This is a genomic window from Clostridium arbusti SL206 (assembly GCF_000246895.1).
GTDB lineage: Bacteria > Bacillota > Clostridia > Clostridiales > Clostridiaceae > Clostridium_I > Clostridium_I arbusti.
Window position 1 is genome coordinate 1 of the sequence record NZ_BAEV01000035.1, and the last position, 19324, is coordinate 19324.

Here is a 19324-nt window from a genome sequence, read left to right on the forward strand (position 1 = left end):
ACACGTAGTATATAAGCATATTAATAAAGTTTTTATAATATACGTTTAAATATAAGGTTATTGATAAAATAATAGATACATATATTATGTAAGTATAATATTTTTAAAAGAATAGGAATAAAAAAAAGGAGTTTTAGTAATTATTATAGAATAAAATATGTAGGAAAGGTGATCAAAATGAGTATAAGAGAGATAATTGAGGAAAAGGAAAAAAAAGTAATAAATAATTGTGGAACTATCTCTGTAAATACAACAGGAAGAGAAAGAGAAGAAAAATCTGATGAAATAAGAACCTGTTTCATGGTGGACAGAGATAGGATAGTTCACAGTAAATCTTTTAGACGGTTAAAACATAAAACTCAGGTCTTTATTAAACCATTTGGTGACCATTATAGAACAAGACTTACCCATACTGTTGAAGTATCACAAATTGCTAGAACTATAGGGAAGGGAATAGGTTTAAATGAAGATCTTATAGAAGCTATTTCTTTAGGGCATGATATAGGCCATGTGGCATTTGCACACAATGGAGAAGAAGTTTTAAATGAGCTTTTACCAAATGGGTTTAAGCATAATATTAATAGCATAAGAGTACTTACTAAAATTGAAAATCAAGGCAAAGGATTAAATCTTACTAAGGAAGTTTTAGATGGAGTGCTTAATCATAGTGGCTTTTCAAGTAAAAAGCAAAGAGCCTTTACCTTAGAAGGTCAAGTAGTAAAATATAGTGATAAAATTGCTTATGTAAATCATGATATAGATGATTCCATAAGAGCTGGAATTCTACAAGAAGAAGAACTCCCAAAGGAGTATATAGAAATTTTAGGTTCTAAGGGTGGTGCTAGAATAGATAGTTTGGTTAAGGATTGTATATATAATACTATTAAAAACATAGAAAAGGGTAAAATAGAAGTAAGTTTAAGTGGTAAATTTGAAGATGCACTTTTGGGACTTAGAAGTTTTATGTTTAAAAATATATATAATGGAAGCAAACTTAAAATTGAAAGAGAAAAAGCTAAGTTTATTCTTGAACAAGTTTTCTTTTATTTTATAAAGAATGAAAGGGAACTGCCAGAATTTTACAAAGATATAGTTAAAAAGGAAGGACTATATCAAGGAGTTGCTGATTATATATCAGGAATGAGTGATGATTACTGTCTTCTAACCTTTAATGAAAAATATGTACCAAAGCTATTAGTTTATTAAAATAATCAAAATAATTGGAATAATTTATAAATAAATTTGGTAGAATAAGCTGTGAATATTAAATATATAATAATAAATTTAAAAAATATTAAAAATAAGAAGGAATTTTGATGTTTTTGTCGAAATAATAGATACTTGGTGTTAAAATAATTAGTTGGGTGGAATGTTCTAGTGATACCTGAAGATGTTATAGAAAAAATTAAATATGAGAATGATATTGTAGATGTAATATCTGAGAAGGTTAACCTTAAGAGAACTGGCAGAAATTATATGGGACTTTGTCCCTTCCATAATGAAAAGTCTCCTTCATTTAGTGTATCTGTAGATAAGCAGATATATAAATGTTTTGGATGTGGTGAGGCAGGAAATGTTATTACTTTTGTCATGAAAACACGAAATTTATCTTTTATAGACGCTGTAAAAGTACTTGCGGAAAGAATTCATATGGATTTAGATTATTTAGAAAAGGGAAATAGTGAAAAGAAGAATGCTAATGATAAACTTTTAAAACTAAACGTGGAGGCAGCAAGATTTTTCTTTTACAATTTAAATTCAAATAAAAAGGCAAAAAGCTATTTTACAGGAAGAGGTATAGCGGAATCCACAATAAGAAGTTTTGGATTAGGCTATGCATTAGATGATTGGCATGGAATAGTAAATTTTTTGAAGAAAAAGGGATATTCAGATTTAGATCTAATAAATGCTGGTTTAATAATAAAAAATGAAAAGGGAAACAAATATGATAGATTCAGGAACAGAGTTATATTTCCCGTATTTGATTATAAAGGCAAAGTTATCGGGTTTGGAGGCAGGGTTTTAGATGATTCAAAACCAAAATATTTAAATTCGCCAGAAACAGCCTTATTTAAAAAGGGAATAAACCTATATGGATTAAATTTTGCACTGAAGAAAGATAATAAAAGGACATTTATAATAGTTGAAGGCTATATGGATTGTATAACGCTTCATCAATATGGAATTACTAATGTAGTAGCATCACTTGGCACAGCACTTACGGTAAGCCAAGCAAAACTTTTAAAAAGATATGCCGATAACATAATTATATCTTATGATGCGGATACAGCAGGTCAAACTGCAACACTTAGAGGTTTAAAAATATTAAGAGATGTTGGACTTATTGTAAAAGTATTAAAAGTACCAGAAGGAAAAGATCCTGATGAATTTGTAAGAAATAATGGAAAAGAAGCTTTTGAAGAACTTATAAAAAATGCTATGCCTCTTATAGACTATAGAATTAAAAGGGCAGGAGATAATATTAATTTTAACAATAATGAAGAAATACCTATCTATATAAAGAGAATAGCTGATATTTTAATAGATCTTGATCCCATTGAAAAAGATGTTTATATTAAAAGAGTTTCAGAAAATACAGATATAAAAGAACAGGCAATTTATGACCTTTTAAGTGAAGAAATGCAAAAAAATACTAATGATTTACAAACAGTGAATAATATGGATAAATATGGACAAAAATTATACTTAGAGCCTGCTTATATTAAAGCAGAAAGATTATTGCTAAAACTTATGACTGATAATAAAGAAATCTATGAATATATTACAAATAAAGTAGAATGCAATGATTTAAATATGGAAAGTCATAAAAAGATATTTAACTTGCTAATTGAAAATAAAGATTTAGATGTAGAAGACAGAAAAAAGATAATAGAAACTAAATGTGACGATGCGAAGAGTTCTTCTGAATGGATAAATATCTGTGAAGAGAAATTTAATGATACTCATTGTGATATGAAGAATCTTATTGATGATTATATTGTAAATATGAAAAAATTTAAATTAGAGGAGTCAAAAAAAGAAATCATGAAGAAGATAAAATATTATGAAGCAAAGGGAATGCTTGAAGAATCTTTGCAGATGGTAAAAGAGCTAAACGTAATTCAAGGAGAAATAAATAACTTACTATAAAGACGAGAGGAGGATATTTCCATGAAAGAAAAGAAACTAAAGGAAGTAGCGGTAAAGGATGGTAAAAAACAAGTTAGTATAAAGAGTCAAAGTGAGAAAATGGAGTTTGTAAAAAAACTGGTAGATAAAGGCAAGAAAAAAGGTAATTTAACTTACAAAGAAATAATGGATGAATTAGAAAATATAGAGCTTAGTCCAGAACAGATTGAAAAAGTATATGAAGTTTTAGAAACAATGGGTATTGATATTGTTGGAGATATTCAAGATATAGAAGTTGAAGAGGAAGAATTAGATTTATCAGTTCCAGAAGGAATAGCTATAGATGACCCCGTTAGAATGTATCTTAAAGAAATTGGTAAAGTGCCATTATTATCACCAGATGAGGAAATTAGTCTTGCACAGAGAATAGAAGACGGAGATCAGATAGCAAAGAAGAAATTGGCAGAAGCTAATTTAAGACTTGTAGTAAGTATAGCAAAAAGGTATGTTGGAAGAGGAATGCAATTTTTAGATTTAATACAAGAGGGAAACTTAGGACTTATAAAAGCTGTGGAAAAATTTGACTACAGAAAAGGATATAAATTTAGTACCTATGCTACTTGGTGGATAAGACAGGCAATTACAAGAGCAATAGCAGATCAGGCAAGAACTATAAGAATACCAGTACACATGGTGGAAACAATTAATAAATTGATAAGAGTTTCAAGACAACTTCTTCAAGAACTTGGAAGAGAACCGCAAGCAGAAGAAATAGCAAAGATTATGGAGATGCCAGTAGATAAAGTAAGAGAAATAATGAAAATAGCTCAAGAACCAGTTTCTCTTGAAACACCTATTGGTGAGGAAGAAGATAGTCATCTTGGAGATTTTATTCCAGATGATGAAGCACCAGCACCAGCAGAAGCAGCTGCATTTACAATGCTTAAAGAACAACTTATTAACGTACTTGATACATTAACTCCTCGTGAAGAAAAAGTACTTAGATTAAGATTTGGACTTGATGATGGAAGAGCTAGAACTCTTGAAGAAGTTGGAAAAGAATTTAATGTTACAAGAGAGCGAATAAGACAGATAGAAGCAAAAGCACTTAGAAAACTAAGACATCCAAGTAGAAGCAAAAAACTAAAAGATTATTTAGATTAGTAGGCTATAAAAACTGCAATCAAGTGAATTTGACTGCAGTTTTTATGCTATAATAATTTTTAAGAAGGTGATAGGATGGAATGGTTTAAACCCTTGGACAGAAAAAAAGGCAGCCAATTTATAATCATAATAACAATTTTATGTGATATATTTATTGTTTTAGGATCAATATATTTAAATGATTATTTACTTGATATTTTTCTGAGGACATTTTTACTTGTTTTTAATATATATCAAATTTATAATATAGCACTATTTCTTACATTAAGATATTCTATGGATAATGAAGCATTCTACATAATAACTTTATTTGGTCTCAGAAAATCTAAACTACTATTTAAGGAAATGGAAGCTTATACTAAGTCACAGGGTATTATTAATGCTGTAAGGTTAAGTGGATATGGGAAAAAGAATTTTGCCATAGGTAAATGCTTTTTTAAAAAGCTTGGATTTGTGAATATGTATGTAACTTCAAATAAAAATGTATTTTATTTAAAAGATAATGATGAAGTGTATGGAGTTTCTCCGGAAGATTCTAAAATTTTTGAAGATAGATTGATACATATGGGAATAGGCATGGGTGAATGGTCCCCGGAAAAAACTAAACCAGTAAGATTATATAAGGACAATCATTTCAATATACCATTAATTTTGTCAATAGTTATAATTGTGTTTTTTACATTGAGACCACTAATATTATATTATAAAGGCTTACTTCCTTCATCTATGGCATTGAGTTTTAATATAAAGTTTCAACCCACTATTATTGGTACAAGCAGGGATTTCTTATTTAAACAGATGAGTTACAGCGCTTTTAATGCTGCAATATTATTATGCATGTATTTTGCTGCTAATTTCAGTGCAAAACATCATAAAAAGACGTCGTATAAATATTTGTATATTTCGCTAGGTATAGCAGTAATTTTTTTATTGATTCAGCAAAGAATAATATCAAAAGTTATTTAAAATAATTAGAACAGGGTATTCATTTAGGCATGTGAAAATAAATAACAAGTCAAAGATGCGACGTATATTTTAAATTATACAAGGAAACAGGTTCCGATGATAGTGGTGCTATAAGAAGGTTCTGTTAACGTAGTATAATTCAAAATATACTAGTATACTGACTAGTTATTTATTTGAAGATGCCTTATATATAGGAGTGTAAGAATGGACATAAGTTATAGATTAAGATGCATTGGAGATATGGTGGAAAAATGTAATTGTATTGCTGATATAGGTACAGATCATGCTTATTTACCTATATATTTAGTAGAAAAAGGACTTTGTAAAACTGTAATAGCTTCTGATATAAATAAGGGTCCAGTAGAAAAGGCAAAACGTAATGTTGCATTTTCACATATGGAAGATAAGATTCAGTGCAGACTAGGACCTGGGTTAACAACAATCTCAAAAAATGAGATAGATGTTGCCATTATAGCAGGAATGGGTGGAAATTTAATAAGAGATATAATAGAAGAAAGTATGGATATTTTCAAAAATTTGCATTATGTAATTTTACAACCAGTTCAAAATGCAGATGTACTTAGAAGATATATTTGTGAAAGTGGATATAAGATACTAGATGAAGAACTTTGCAAGGATGAAAATAAATACTATGAAATAATAAAAATTAAATATGACCATAAGCTTGAAACACTAGATGATGACATATACTATGAAGTAAGTAAAAAGTTGCTTGAAAAAAAACATCCACTTTTAAAAGAATATATCTGTTTTAAAATTAAAAAATATGATAAGATAGTAAATAGTATAGTTAATATTACTGAATTGGCTAAAGTTAGGAAAGTTCAATTAGAAAAAAGAATCATGAAACTTAAGGAGATGTTGAAATGTCTTTAAGAGTTAAAGATATTTGTTCTATTATGGAGAAGGCTGCACCTAAAAGGTTAAGTGAAAACTATGATAATGTAGGGCTTATGGTTGGAAATTTGGATAGTGACATAAGTTCTATTTTGGTTTCTTTAGATTGTACGTTAAATGTTATTGATGAAGCTAAAAGGAAAAATTGTAATTTTATATTCACACATCATCCTTTGCTTTTTAAGAAACCATCTTCAATAACAACTGAAACTCTTCTTGGCAGTAAAATTATTAAATTAATTAAAAATGATATAAGTTTATATTCTAGTCATACTAATTTGGATTCTGTACAAGGTGGATTAAATGATATTTTAGTAAAGATTTTAGGATTTTCCAATTCAGTAGTAATAGAGCAGTCTACAGCTAGTGGATTTAATGATGGAAATTCTGGCATTGGTAGAATTGTTCGTTTAAATAAGAAAATAACACTTGCGGAATTGTGTAAAATAGTTAAAGAAAAACTTAATCTTACCAGTATAACTTATATTGGTAAGGAAGATAAGCTTATTGAAAAAGTTGCTTTGATTAATGGTAGTGGAAGTGATTATATGGATATGAGTAGAGGCATGGGTGCAGACTGTATAATAACAGGCGATGTAACTTATCATTATGCTAGTGATTATAATGAAATGGGTATAGCGGTTATAGATGCAGGTCACTTTGGAACAGAATGGCCTGCATTGAAAGAAGTAGCATCTAACCTTAAAAATAAAATTAATAAATTGGGATATAACAATTCTGTATTATTATCAGAATCTACAAGAGACCCATACAAAACGAAGTAGAAATAGTATTATAACTATTTTTACTTCGTTTTGTTTATATAGATAAATAATAAAATATTTAATGAATACTAATTTATTATTTAAAAAACTATAAATAAATTAGCCTTAAAAACTTATTTATTATAGATTTAGGGAGGAATGATGGTATGGGTATTTCAAAATTATTACTTCAACTTCAAGAATGTTATGGGGATATTGAAGAAGGTAAAAAGGTTTTAAATGATGGATCACATCTTTATTTGTTAAAAAAGATGAAAAAAGAATTTGAAGAAATGAAAGATAAGTATAATGAAAAGCGCAAAGCTCTTCAAGATCTAAGAACTGAATATGCTTCAATAGGTAAAGAATTAAGAGAATTTAAGAACAAAATAGATAAAAATGAACATGATTTATATAATAACTCAGCCAATGATATGAAATCAATTAATGCACTTCAAAATAATATTGAGACAAATAAAGAAAAATTAAGACTCCTTGAAGATAAAGCTATAGAGCTTTTAGAAGTGGAGGAGAAATTGAAAATTGATATAGGATCACTTAAAATGGACTTAATAAATGTTAAGAATAATTTTTATAACTACAAGGAAGTAACTAATGGAAAAATGCATGAGGCAAAGAATAAACTGGAAGAATCAGAGAGTAAGATAAAAGAATTAAAAGAGTTGATCCCAAAGGATGAATTAGAAGTCTTCTATAATATGCTAAAAAAAAGAAAAGTTGTAGTTGTGAAATTAAATCATGAGGTATGTGAAGGTTGTAAAATGAAAGTATCCTCCATGACACTAGATAGTATATCTAAAGGTAAGGATATAGTTTATTGTGATAATTGTGGAAGAATTTTAGTAGGTGATGAAGAAAAAATTTAGCAGAAGATAAGTGAATTAAAAAAAAAGTTGATTTTATAAGTATAATGTGATATCATATTCTATGCGAGTAAGCCAGACAATCGCTGCTGCTTTTGCAGGAGAGGAAAGTCCGAGCTCCATAGGGCAGGGTGCCAGGTAACTCCTGGTGGAGGCGACTCTAAGGAAAGTGCAACAGAGATATACCGCTAAAGGTAGCTTTTAGCTATACTAGTAAGGGTGGAAAGGCGAGGTAAGAGCTCACCAGCACATTGGCAACTATGTGGCTATGTAAACCCCATCTGGAGCAAGATCGAATAGGAAGACTTTATGGAATTGCCCGTTCCGTCTTTGGGTGTATCGCTTGAGCCTATATGGTAACAATAGGCCTAGATAGATGATTGTCTAACACAGAACTCGGCTTACAGGCGTGCTCGTCCATAAGAATTACAGATTGCTTATTTTAGCAGTCTGTAATTTTTTTATATTTTGTGTTGCAAAAAAGAAACAAGATGCATACTGGCAACAAATTATTTATTATAGTATTTAATAGGAAAGTTCTTTGATATAACTGTCATTATAATATACTTTATACAATGTAAAGGATGCAGCAATGCAACAAGTAAATTTAAGAAGCATTGCTATATCTGCTAATATCAAGGTACAAGAATATTTGGTACAATAATTGCTGTATATATTAAGTAAAATGTCTGGAGGTGCAAGCATTATGAAAAATATAGACAAGTTAAAAAAGCTACTCATAAGTACTTTAAATATAAAAGATATAGATAAAATTACAGACGAAATGGGACCAGATGAAATAAAGGACTGGGATTCACTAGCACATATAGAGCTTGTAGCCGGTCTTGAAGATAAATTTGAAATAAGTATTGATGTAATTGATACATCTAGGATGTACACAATTGGAGATATAAAGAAGATACTTGGAAAATATGGAGTAGAAATATGACATTTACAGACTATGTATTTAATAAATCTAAGGATTTAAAAAAGATAGCTGTAATAAATAAAGAGGAAACAAGTTATAGTGAGATATATAGGAGTATAAAACATATAGTATATATACTTCAGCAGATTAATTATTCAAAGACGGATAGCGTACTTATAGTTTCTGAAAATTCATTATTTTTTATAAAAACTTATTTTGGAGTCATTAAGAATGGAAATGTATGTGTTCCCATTAATCCAGCAATATCTGAAAAGGATTTAGTCTATATTATAAAGGCTCTAAATATAAAACTGATATTCTGCCAGGAAAAGTATAGAAGTAAAATAGAAAAGCTAATTGATGAAAATATTTTATTATACAGTGAGAATGATACCAGTGGAGATCAATTACAACTAATATTAGAACCTTCTGTTAATATAAAAGAGGACACGGCTTTAATTATGTTTACATCAGGATCTACCTCAAAACCTAAAGGTGTAATGTTAACTCATTATAATTTGATGTATAATACTAACTCAATAATAAAATACCTTAATTTGACTGAAAAGGATAGGATAGAAGTTGTACTTCCCTTCTATTATTGTTATGGAACATCCCTTTTAAATACTCATTTTAAATGCGGTGGAAGCTTAGTTATAAATAATAGATTTATGTTTCCGCAAACGGTTATAGAGCATATTAACAAATATAATTGTACTGGTTTTGCTGGAGTACCAAGTACCTATCAAATATTACTTAGAATGACAAAGCTTAAAGATTGTAAATTGCCTTCTTTAAGATATTTAACGCAAGCAGGAGGAAGTCTTCCAGAAACTGTTATATCTGAATTGTGTAGTGTGCTTGAAAATGTGCACATATATATTATGTATGGTCAAACTGAGGCCACTGCAAGGCTTTCATATCTTCCACCAAACCGTATTAAAGATAAATTGGGATCCATAGGTAAGGGTATTCCAGGTACAGAATTGATGATTTTAGATAAAAAAGGTGTGCCTGTTAAGGCAGGCGAAGTTGGAGAAATTGTAGCTAAGGGTGGAAATATAATGAAGGGATATTTTAATGACCAAGATGAAACAAAAAAGGTACTTAGAAATGGACTTCTCTATACAGGAGATTTGGCATTAAAAGATGAAGAGGGCTATATATTTATAGTTTCTAGAGAAAAGAACATAATTAAATGTGCCGGAAATAGGATAAGTCCTAAAGAAGTTGAAAATATTATAGCTTCTATACAGCAAGTAGTGGAATGTGCAGTTATAGGAGTTGAAGATGATATTTTGGGTGAAGCGATAAAGGCTTTTGTGGTTTTAAAGAAAGATTGTAATGTTATAGATGAAAAATATATTATTCACTATTGTAATGATAGGCTACCTAAATTTAAGGTTCCTAAACAGGTAGAATTTTTAAAAATGCTTCCTAAAAATTCCTCAGGAAAGGTTATTTTTAAAGATTTAAAGTGTATGTAAAAAATATAGATAAAATTAAAACAGCAGTAATGATTTAACATAGTACTTTTAGAGTTGGATAAAGTATCCAAAAAATTTCACCTGACTAACTTGGCGTAAGTTTCCAAAGCACTCTGTGAAAGTGATCAAATACAAAATAAATTTTGTTTTGTCTGCTTGCACTCTGTGAAAGCGATTCACACAAAATCGAAAAGAAGATTTTGGTTCTCTGCTTGCACTCTGTGAAAGTGATTCGCACCAAATTAAAATTTGGGCTCTCTACTTGCACTCTGTGAAAGCGACCAAATACAAAATAAATTTTGTTTTGTCTGCTTTTCTTCAAGTGGGAGTTCGACGCCAAGTAAGCCATGCATTTGCAGTTCTAAAATTCAGATGGGGTAAAAGAATCCCCACCTGAATTAAGAACTTGCTTCAAATAGATGTAAATAAGATTGAATAGGTGGTTTATATGGAAATAGAATCTTTGATTGAAAATATAGTTCTAAGGGATCAATTTCAAATATGTGAAAAAGAAAAGGAAAAACTTTTACTTCCCATTATTAAAGCTCAGCTAGATTCTAATAAAACAAATGAGAACATAAGACTTATGTATGAAAAGTTAAATATAAATGTTCCAAGGCTTCAAAGTCTTGAGGAGATTCCATTTATTCCAGTAAACATGTTTAAAAAGTTTGATCTCTTAACCTGTAAAAGGGAAGCTGTTATAAAGATATTGAATTCCAGTTCGACTACTACAGGCATACCAAGCAAAGTATATTTAGATAGAATTACCGCTATTCATCAATCACAGGCACTTATTTCTACTTTGAAAAGTTTTTTAGGAAGTAAGCGAAGACCTCTCCTTATTTTGGACACAGAATCTGCTAATAAAAGAGGTAGCACATTAGGAGCCAGAGGAGCAGCCATTAGGGGTATAAATAATTTTGCAAGCAGTATAACTTATATAATGGATAACGAAAATGAAAATATAAAGATAAATATAAATAGGTTAAAAGAGTTTTCAGCTAAAAATGAAAATAGGGAAATTTTAGTTTATGGATTCACCTATATAATTTGGAGTAAATTTGTAAGAGTTCTAGAAGATGAAGGTATAAGATTATCAATGCCTAATATTAAATTATTGCATAGTGGGGGATGGAAGAAGCTTACATCAGAAATGGTTGAAAAAGAGGAATTCAATAGAAGAACTGCAGAAGTATTTGGTACTGATAAAAATAACATTATTGATTTTTACGGAATGGTAGAACAGTTAGGTGTGATTTTTACAGATTGTGAATATAATTATAAACATGTGCCGGATTTTGCAGAAGTTATAATACGAGATTTTAATAGCCTAGAAGAAGTGGAATTTGGTCAAAGTGGAATTATAGAGGTTATGAGTATATTGGGGTCTAGTTATCCTTCTCAAGCCATTTTAACAGAGGATGTGGGTGAATTAGTTGGGGTTGACACTTGTAAATGCGGAAGAAAGGGAAAATATTTTAAATTTAAAGCTAGAGTTGATAAAACTGAAACTAGAGGTTGTGGAGATACTTTTGCAGAAAGGGAGAGTAATAAATGATAAATTGTTATTTATTAAACGGCAGTGTATACCACAAAGGAATAAATTTTAATGAATTTAAACATATATACAGCAGTTTACAGGATAATTTAAGATTATTGAATTCAATACCTTCACAAGCTATTATTTTAATTTTAGATGAGTTTAGCAAAAGAATACGTAAAAATAGAGAACTTTTAAAAGTAGAAGGAGTTTCCTATCTTTCTCTTTATTTAAAAAAATCAAACATAGAGAAATTGATAGAGATAAATTTAGGGAATAAAGAATATCTAGATAAGTTTATATACAGGGAAAATGGAAAGTTAATAAAGGCTCAGGGTAGAGGAATTGCCTGCCACTGGATAGCAGGTAATGTTTATACTTTGGCACTTTATTCAGTTTTTCAAGCTATTATAGCTAAAAGTTCCAATATTCTTAGAGTGCCTGAAAAAAGTATAGACATAGTAATAAAATTATTAGAGCAGCTGGATAATATAGAGATAACTTATAAAAATATTATATATTCTTCTAAGGATATACTTAAAAATATCTGCTTAATATACTTTGATAGTAGTGATGAAAAACTTAATGAGAATATGTCGGCTATAGCTGACTCAAGGATTATATGGGGAGGAGAAGCAGCCGTAAAACATATTACGGTACTGCCTAAAAAAACTACTTGCAAGGATATAATCTTTGGTCCTAAGTATTCATTTTCAGTTTTTGATAAAGGTATTATAGAAGGGGAGCAATGTGACAAATACATAAACAGATTAATATTGGACATAATTACGTTTGGACAAAATTCCTGTTCTTCTCCACAGATGTTGTTTATAGAGAAAAGTAACATATCAATAAAGGATATTTCTAAAAGAATAGAAGATGCATTTAAAAGAGTGGGAAAAAGGTATAAAAATGTTGTGGATGAAGCTACAGCTGCAAAGATAATAAATCATAGAGGAATATATGGTCTTAGTTTGGATAAGGATCTTCTTTGCAGTAAAGGTTTGGATTATACTATTCTAATAAATAAAAATATAGCTTTAGAGGAACCAGTAGGTGGAAGATGTATTTTTGTAAAGGAAATAGATAGTATATTTGATATAAAAGATCTCATTACAAGGAGAATACAGACTATAGGTTATGCAATTGGAGATAAAGATAAAACTTTAAAGTTTTCAGAGTCTGTTACAGCCGCTGGAGTAGATAGAGTTGTAAATGTAGGTTCTATGAATAATTATGATTCTCCCTGGGATGGATGTTTTATGATAAATGAACTTGTGAGATGGTGTTGTTTAATAGTGGAAGACTGAGGTTTGAAATTTAAAAATATATATTCAATTGTGAAAACTTTTACGATGGTTAATTATTTAACTATTAATAATGAGATATAATATATATAAAATCAATTAATAGAGTAAAATTAACGTTATTACTAGTGATTTCTCTTACTTAAGGTACAAAAAACATGCTATAATTTATATGATGTAAAATTATAACATGTTTTTGTGTTTTTTTTCACAAAAATCAAAATGATTACCATATACCTGATTGTGAAGGGAGATTGTATTATGCAGAGTAAAGAAAAAATAGATTTTAATAGTTTGTTAAAAGGAGACATAGAAACTTTGCAATTAAAAATAAAGCATTTGCATCAGATTATTGACAGTTCCTATGATGGTATATATATAACTGATGGTGATGGCAACACTATATTTGCAAATAAGTCTTATGAAAAAATTACGGGAATGAAGAAAGATGAAATGATAGGAAAAAATATGAGATATCTAGAAAAGAAAAATTATATTTCTAGATCAGGGACACTTATGGTTTTAGAAAATAAAAAAAGTGTCACAATTGAACAAAAATTTAAAAGTGGTAAGACTGTATTGATTTCCAGTAATCCTATTTTTAATGACAAAGAAGAAATAATAATGGTGGTTACAAATGTGAGAAACGTTACAGAACTTTACGAGCTAAAGGAGAAATTTAAAAAGAATAAAGAACTTACAGAAAAATACTACTCACATTTAGAGGCAATGAGAAAACAGTTATTGAATTTTTCTGATATTATAGTTAAAGATGAAAAAATGCTTAATACTCTTGAGATGGCAAGAAAAGTGGCGAAGGTAGATACTACGGTACTTATACTTGGGGAAACTGGTGTTGGTAAAGAAGAATTTTCTAAGTACATTCATAAAAATAGCAATAGAGCTAATAAGAGTTTTATAAAGATAGACTGTGGATCCATACCATCCAATCTTATAGAGGCTGAATTATTTGGATACGAGAAGGGAGCATTTACTGGTGCTAACAAGGATGGAAAGATAGGTCTCTTTGAATTGGCTGATTGTGGTACAGTTTTTTTGGACGAGGTAGGAGAACTTCCAATTGATATGCAAGTTAAGCTTCTTAGGGTTCTTCAAGAGGGAGAAATAAAAAGAGTAGGTGGTACAAACACAATCCATATTGATGTTAGAATAATTGCAGCAACTAATAGAGATTTAAAGAAAATGGTAGAAAAAAAGATTTTTAGAGAAGATCTTTATTATAGATTAAATGTAGTGCCTATTACAATATTACCTCTAAGGGAGAGAAAGGATGATATAAAGCCTTTAATAGATCACTTTTTAAGTGGATTCAATAAAAAATATAATTTGGATAAAGTAATCACCTGCGGTGCTCTAGATTCCCTAAAAGAATACAGATGGCCTGGTAATGTAAGGGAATTAAAAAATATAATAGAAAGAGTTGTAATTATGAGTCATGGTAACAATATACTTAGAAGTGATTTTCCTATTAAAGAAATATGGGGTAATGAGAATACCGAATTTAATATTAAAAGTATAAATTTAAAAGAAGCAGTAGAAAAGCTTGAAAATAATTTAATTGAAAGAGCCTTTAATAGACATGGTAATGTAAGGGCAGCGGCAAAGGAGCTTGGAATAGATGCTTCTACTCTTGTTAGAAAAAGAAAACGATATAAAGACAAGCACAAAATATAAACAATAGCTACGTTGCAAAAATACAACTTGTTGCAAAAATGAATTCAGTTTTTTTATTAGGAGAAACTTAGATATTTTTTTCACAAAGTCTCTTGCCTCTTGTGTTAGTTAATAAATAATAAGTATAATTCAGTATATTCAGAAATTTTTTCTTGATGCATTATTGCAATGAAAACGATATTATTACAATATGGAATATTTATCAATTTTAATTAATACAAGTGTAATAGCAGACAATTAGGCATTTACAGATACTTTTATAAATATTTATAAGTATTGGCATGGTATTTGCTACATATATACTTGTGTAATGAAAATTGATTCTTGAAAGGGATGATTGTAATGGCTTTAATGACTGGTGAAGAATATGTGGAGAGTTTGCGTAAATTAAAATTGAATATCTATATGATGGGAAAAAAGATAGATAATCCTATAGATGATCCAATACTTCGTCCTTCACTTAATTCGGTAAAAATGACATATGACTTAGCTCAGATACCAGAATATGAGAATTTAATGACCACCACATCTATGTTAACAGGGGAAAAGATAAATAGATTTACTAATCTTCATAAAAATACAGAGGATCTAGTAAATAAAGTAAAGATGCAAAGACTATTAGGACAAAAAACCGCAGCCTGTTTTCAAAGATGTGTTGGAATGGATTCTTTTAATGCAGTGTATAGTACTACTTACGAAATAGATCAGGAGTATCACACTAATTATTTTGAAAACTTTAAAAAGTTTTTGATTTATGTTCAGAGAAGTGACTTGACAGTAGATGGAGCTATGACAGATCCAAAGGGAGATAGGGGATTATCTCCAAGTAAACAACCTGACCCAGATCTATATTTAAGAGTAGTTGAAAGAAGGCCAGATGGTGTAGTTGTAAGAGGAGCAAAGGCTCATCAAACAGGTATGTGTAATTCTCATGAGGTTTTGGTAATGCCAACCATTGCTATGAGACCAGAAGATAAAGATTATGCTATAGCTTTTTCAGTACCTACAGATACCAAGGGAATAACTATGATAATTGGTAGACAATCTTGTGATACAAGGAAATCTGAAGCTGGTGCAGACATCGATGTAGGAAACAAGCAATTTGGAGGAGTAGAAGCATTAGTAGTATTTGATGATGTATTTGTTCCAAATGATAGGATATTCTTAAATGGTGAAACTGAATATGCAGGAATGTTAGTAGAAAGATTTGCAGGATATCATAGACAAAGTTATGGTGGATGTAAAGTAGGTGTTGGAGACGTATTGATAGGAGCCGCTGCAGTAGCTGCCGAATATAACGGAGTACCAAGAGTATCACATATTAAAGATAAACTAATCGAAATGATGCATTTAAATGAAACTCTATATGCTTGTGGAATTGCCTGTTCCGCTGAGGGCTATCCTACAAAAGCAAAAAATTACCAGATAGATTTATTACTTGCTAATGTGTGCAAACAGAATGTTACTAGGTTCCCATATGAGATTGTAAGATTGGCAGAAGATATAGCTGGTGGATTAATGGTTACTATGCCTTCGGAAAAGGATTACAATAATCCTGCTACAGGAAAGTATATAGAGAAATATTTAGTAGGAGCTGAATCAGTACCTGTAGAGAATAGAATGAGAATACTCAGATTAATAGAGAATCTAAGCCTTGGTACAGCAGCAGTAGGCTATAGAACTGAATCCATGCATGGAGCAGGTTCACCACAGGCTCAAAGAATAATGATATCAAGACAGGGGAATTTAGGTAAGAAAAAGGCACTTGCAAAAGCCATAGCCCAAATAAAAGAAGATTAGAATTTATAGGTTTATCTAAGTATTATTTTGAAGGTGAGGCGCTGAATTATGGAAGAAAAATTATTAAAGGTAATAGAGACAAAGATAAGACCATATCTTCAAAGTCATAATGGTGATATTGAAGTATTAGGTATAGAAGATGGAGTAGTTAAAATAAAGCTTCTAGGTCAATGTAGCTGTTGCGCTTCAGCTAAATATACTGTTGAAGATATAGTAGAAGCGTCCTTAAAAGAAGAATTTAACCAAATCAAAAGGGTAGAACTTATAGATTATATAAGTGAAGAGACTCTAGGTATGGCTAGAAAAATACTTAGCAGACATATATAAATAGATACATGAAAACATCAAAAGAAGATTATATGGGAATGAAAAAATATATAAATATTCCAATAGTCAGAAAGGATGGTTTAAATGAATTGGAAGGACATATACAAGGATAGATTGGTTAGTGCAAAAGAAGCAGTTTCTAATATAAAATCTGGAAGTAGAGTAGTTATTGGGCATGCAGTAGGGGAACCTTTAGCTTTGGTTGATGCATTAGTAGAGAATAAAAAATACTACGATAATCTGGAAATAGTTCATATGGTGGCTATGGGTAAAAGTGAATATGTTAAACCTGGAATGGAAAAGTATTTTCGGCATAATGCTCTATTTGTAGGAAATAGCACTAGAGAAGCAGTTAATTCTGGAAGAGCAGACTATACGCCAGGTTTCTTTTACGAAGTTCCAAGATTGTTTAAAGAAGGGTATTTGCCAGTAGATGTAGCATTAATTCAGGTAAGTGTACCAGATAAACATGGGTATTGCAGTTTTGGCGTATCCAATGATTATACTAAACCAGCTGCAGACAATGCCAAACTTGTTATTGCGGAAGTAAATGAAAATATGCCAAGGACATTAGGAGATTCCTTTATACATGTATCTGATATTGATTATATAGTTGAAGCTTCACATCCATTAATAGAATTGCAGCCATCCAAAATAGGAGATGTAGAGAAAGCTATAGGAAAATATTGTGCATCATTAATAGAGGATGGGTCAACCCTTCAACTTGGAATTGGAGCTATACCAGATGCAGTACTTTTATTTCTAAAGGATAAGAAAGATCTTGGTATACATTCAGAAATGATATCCGATGGAGTAGTTGAACTAGTTAATGATGGAGTTATAACAAATAAGAAGAAGGCATTTCATAATGGAAAGATAGTTGTTACATTTTTGATGGGTACAAAGAAATTGTACGATTTTGTAAATGACAATCCTATGGTAGAATCGTATCCTGTAAGTTTTGTTAACGATCCTGAAACCATAATGAAAAATAATGATATGATTTCTATAAATTCTTGTATTCAAGTAGATTTAATGGGACAGATATGTTCTGAAAGTATAGGAATAAAACAGATAAGTGGAGTTGGTGGGCAGGTTGATTTCATAAGGGGAACTAGTATGGCAAAGAATGGAAAAGCTATTATAGCAATGCCTTCCACAGCTGCAAAAGGTAAAGTTTCAAGAATAGTGCCAATTCTTGATGAAGGTGCAGCAGTTACAACTTCTAGAAATGATGTGGATTATATAATAACAGAGTACGGTATTGCACATCTTAAAGGCAAAACCCTGAGAGATAGAGCTAAGGATCTGATAGATATTGCACATCCTGATTTTAGAGAATATTTATCAGAGGAATTAAAAAAAAGATTTCGTTAAATTTTAGTTGCATTATGTGGATGTAATGCAACTAAAAATAAACTTGGAATTGTAGAAAATTTAACAAACTATATATGTTTAATAGGTTTAATTGGGGGGATGTAAATTGAAAAAAGGTTATATATTTATCATATTAACTGCCATCTTCTATAGTACTCAAGAAATTTCTGGAAAGTTATTATCCATTAGGGGGAAAATGGATCCTTTCCAAGTTATGTTTATTGTGTTCCTTATAGGTGCAATAGTATTATTTCCATTAGCCATGAAAGATATGAAAACTAAAAAAATTAAGATTGCATCTAATGATTTGATATATCTTGCAATTTGTGGAATTCTCTCAGCAACAGTTTCTATGTCACTGTTACAGTTTGCAGTTACCTATACTAAGGCTTCTATTGCGGCAGTTCTATTTTGCACTACTGCAGTGTTCACTGTTCCATTTGCCTATTTTATATTAAAAGAAAAAGTAAAAAAACAATTTTAATATCTATAATTATCTCATTGATTGGTGTAGTTGCAATATTTAATCCTATAAAAGTTGTAAGCGGATTAACTGGTAGAGGGGATTTAATAGGTATAATTCTTGCAATTGCTGCTGCTATAACCTGGGCGCTTTATACAATATTAACTAAAAAGAGAATTAGTATTTATGGTGGATATGTTTTTAATTTCTTTGCTTTCTGTTTTGGAGTATTAGCGTTATTAATTATTTTGATTGTTACTAAAAGGCCAATATTTACAGGAATTAAATTTGACAATATTTTAGTTCTTATATATATGGGTGTTTGTATAAAGGCTTTAGGATATATATTCTATCTTGGTGCTGTAAGGGAAACTTCTGCAATAACAGCATCCATGGTGTTTCTAATCAAGCCTGCTTTAGCTACTATACTCTCAATGCTTATATTAAATGAGAAAATAGAAGTAAACGTTATAGTGGGTATTGTATTTATAATAGTGGGATCATATATAAATTTTGCAGATGGTAAAAAACAGGAAAGAGTATTAAAAAAGGGAGTTCAATTATAAACATAT

General features: G+C 30.1%; 15 protein-coding genes, 1 other RNA gene and 1 pseudogene. All 17 read left to right on the top strand.

Features of this window, described 5'->3' with window-relative positions:
- Positions 1-177 precede the first annotated feature (177 nt).
- The 17 genes and pseudogenes from RH99_RS08285 to RH99_RS08360 all read left to right on the top strand — a co-directional run bounded on the left by RH99_RS08285 (position 178) and on the right by RH99_RS08360 (position 19318).
- The gene (locus RH99_RS08285) at positions 178-1206 is read left to right on the top strand and encodes a deoxyguanosinetriphosphate triphosphohydrolase (RefSeq protein ID WP_010236470.1); all 1029 of its coding nucleotides are present in this window, start codon (positions 178-180) and stop codon (positions 1204-1206) included.
- Between the two features lie 171 nt (positions 1207-1377).
- Positions 1378-3150 (top strand): DNA primase, encoded by a 1773-nt coding sequence (dnaG, locus tag RH99_RS08290; protein WP_010236471.1) that lies wholly within the window; start codon positions 1378-1380, stop codon positions 3148-3150.
- A 21-nt stretch (positions 3151-3171) separates the two neighbouring features.
- On the top strand, positions 3172-4293 hold the full coding sequence (gene rpoD / locus RH99_RS08295; protein ID WP_010236472.1) for an RNA polymerase sigma factor RpoD: 1122 nt from the start codon (positions 3172-3174) through the stop codon (positions 4291-4293).
- A 75-nt stretch (positions 4294-4368) separates the two neighbouring features.
- Positions 4369-5259: a PH domain-containing protein gene (locus tag RH99_RS08300; RefSeq protein WP_010236474.1), complete on the top strand. Its 891-nt coding sequence runs from the start codon at positions 4369-4371 to the stop codon at positions 5257-5259.
- Between the two features lie 204 nt (positions 5260-5463).
- Positions 5464-6156, top strand: coding sequence for a tRNA (adenine(22)-N(1))-methyltransferase (locus tag RH99_RS08305; RefSeq protein WP_010236476.1), 693 nt, complete (start codon positions 5464-5466; stop codon positions 6154-6156).
- Positions 6147-6962, top strand: coding sequence for a Nif3-like dinuclear metal center hexameric protein (locus RH99_RS08310; protein WP_010236478.1), 816 nt, complete (start codon positions 6147-6149; stop codon positions 6960-6962). Before RH99_RS08305 ends, RH99_RS08310 begins: the two co-directional genes overlap by 10 nt.
- 146 nt (positions 6963-7108) lie before the next feature.
- Positions 7109-7828 (top strand): zinc ribbon domain-containing protein, encoded by a 720-nt coding sequence (locus RH99_RS08315; protein ID WP_010236479.1) that lies wholly within the window; start codon positions 7109-7111, stop codon positions 7826-7828.
- Between the two features lie 64 nt (positions 7829-7892).
- Positions 7893-8245: RNase P RNA component class A (gene rnpB / locus RH99_RS18305), an RNA gene on the top strand.
- A 286-nt stretch (positions 8246-8531) separates the two neighbouring features.
- The gene (locus RH99_RS08320) at positions 8532-8774 is read left to right on the top strand and encodes an acyl carrier protein (protein WP_010236481.1); all 243 of its coding nucleotides are present in this window, start codon (positions 8532-8534) and stop codon (positions 8772-8774) included.
- Positions 8771-10240 carry an AMP-binding protein gene (locus tag RH99_RS08325; protein WP_010236482.1) on the top strand — a complete coding sequence of 490 codons (1470 nt, stop codon included), beginning with the start codon at positions 8771-8773 and terminating at the stop codon, positions 10238-10240. The genes RH99_RS08320 and RH99_RS08325 overlap by 4 nt, the downstream gene beginning before the upstream one ends.
- A 448-nt stretch (positions 10241-10688) precedes the next feature.
- Positions 10689-11801, top strand: a complete 1113-nt coding sequence (locus RH99_RS08330) for a LuxE/PaaK family acyltransferase (protein WP_010236483.1) — start codon at positions 10689-10691, stop codon at positions 11799-11801.
- Positions 11798-13093 (top strand): acyl-CoA reductase, encoded by a 1296-nt coding sequence (locus RH99_RS08335; RefSeq protein WP_010236484.1) that lies wholly within the window; start codon positions 11798-11800, stop codon positions 13091-13093. The genes RH99_RS08330 and RH99_RS08335 overlap by 4 nt, the downstream gene beginning before the upstream one ends.
- Before the next feature lie 258 nt (positions 13094-13351).
- The gene (locus tag RH99_RS08340) at positions 13352-14785 is read left to right on the top strand and encodes a sigma-54 interaction domain-containing protein (RefSeq protein ID WP_010236485.1); all 1434 of its coding nucleotides are present in this window, start codon (positions 13352-13354) and stop codon (positions 14783-14785) included.
- A gap of 342 nt (positions 14786-15127) precedes the next feature.
- Positions 15128-16585, top strand: a complete 1458-nt coding sequence (locus RH99_RS08345; protein ID WP_010236486.1) for a 4-hydroxyphenylacetate 3-hydroxylase family protein — start codon at positions 15128-15130, stop codon at positions 16583-16585.
- A gap of 48 nt (positions 16586-16633) precedes the next feature.
- Positions 16634-16912, top strand: a complete 279-nt coding sequence (locus tag RH99_RS08350; RefSeq protein WP_010236487.1) for a NifU family protein — start codon at positions 16634-16636, stop codon at positions 16910-16912.
- Positions 16913-16996: 84 nt separating this feature from the next.
- Positions 16997-18289 carry an acetyl-CoA hydrolase/transferase family protein gene (locus RH99_RS08355; RefSeq protein WP_010236488.1) on the top strand — a complete coding sequence of 431 codons (1293 nt, stop codon included), beginning with the start codon at positions 16997-16999 and terminating at the stop codon, positions 18287-18289.
- A 106-nt stretch (positions 18290-18395) separates the two neighbouring features.
- A pseudogene (locus RH99_RS08360) lies at positions 18396-19318 on the top strand (DMT family transporter).
- Positions 19319-19324: the final 6 nt, after the last annotated feature.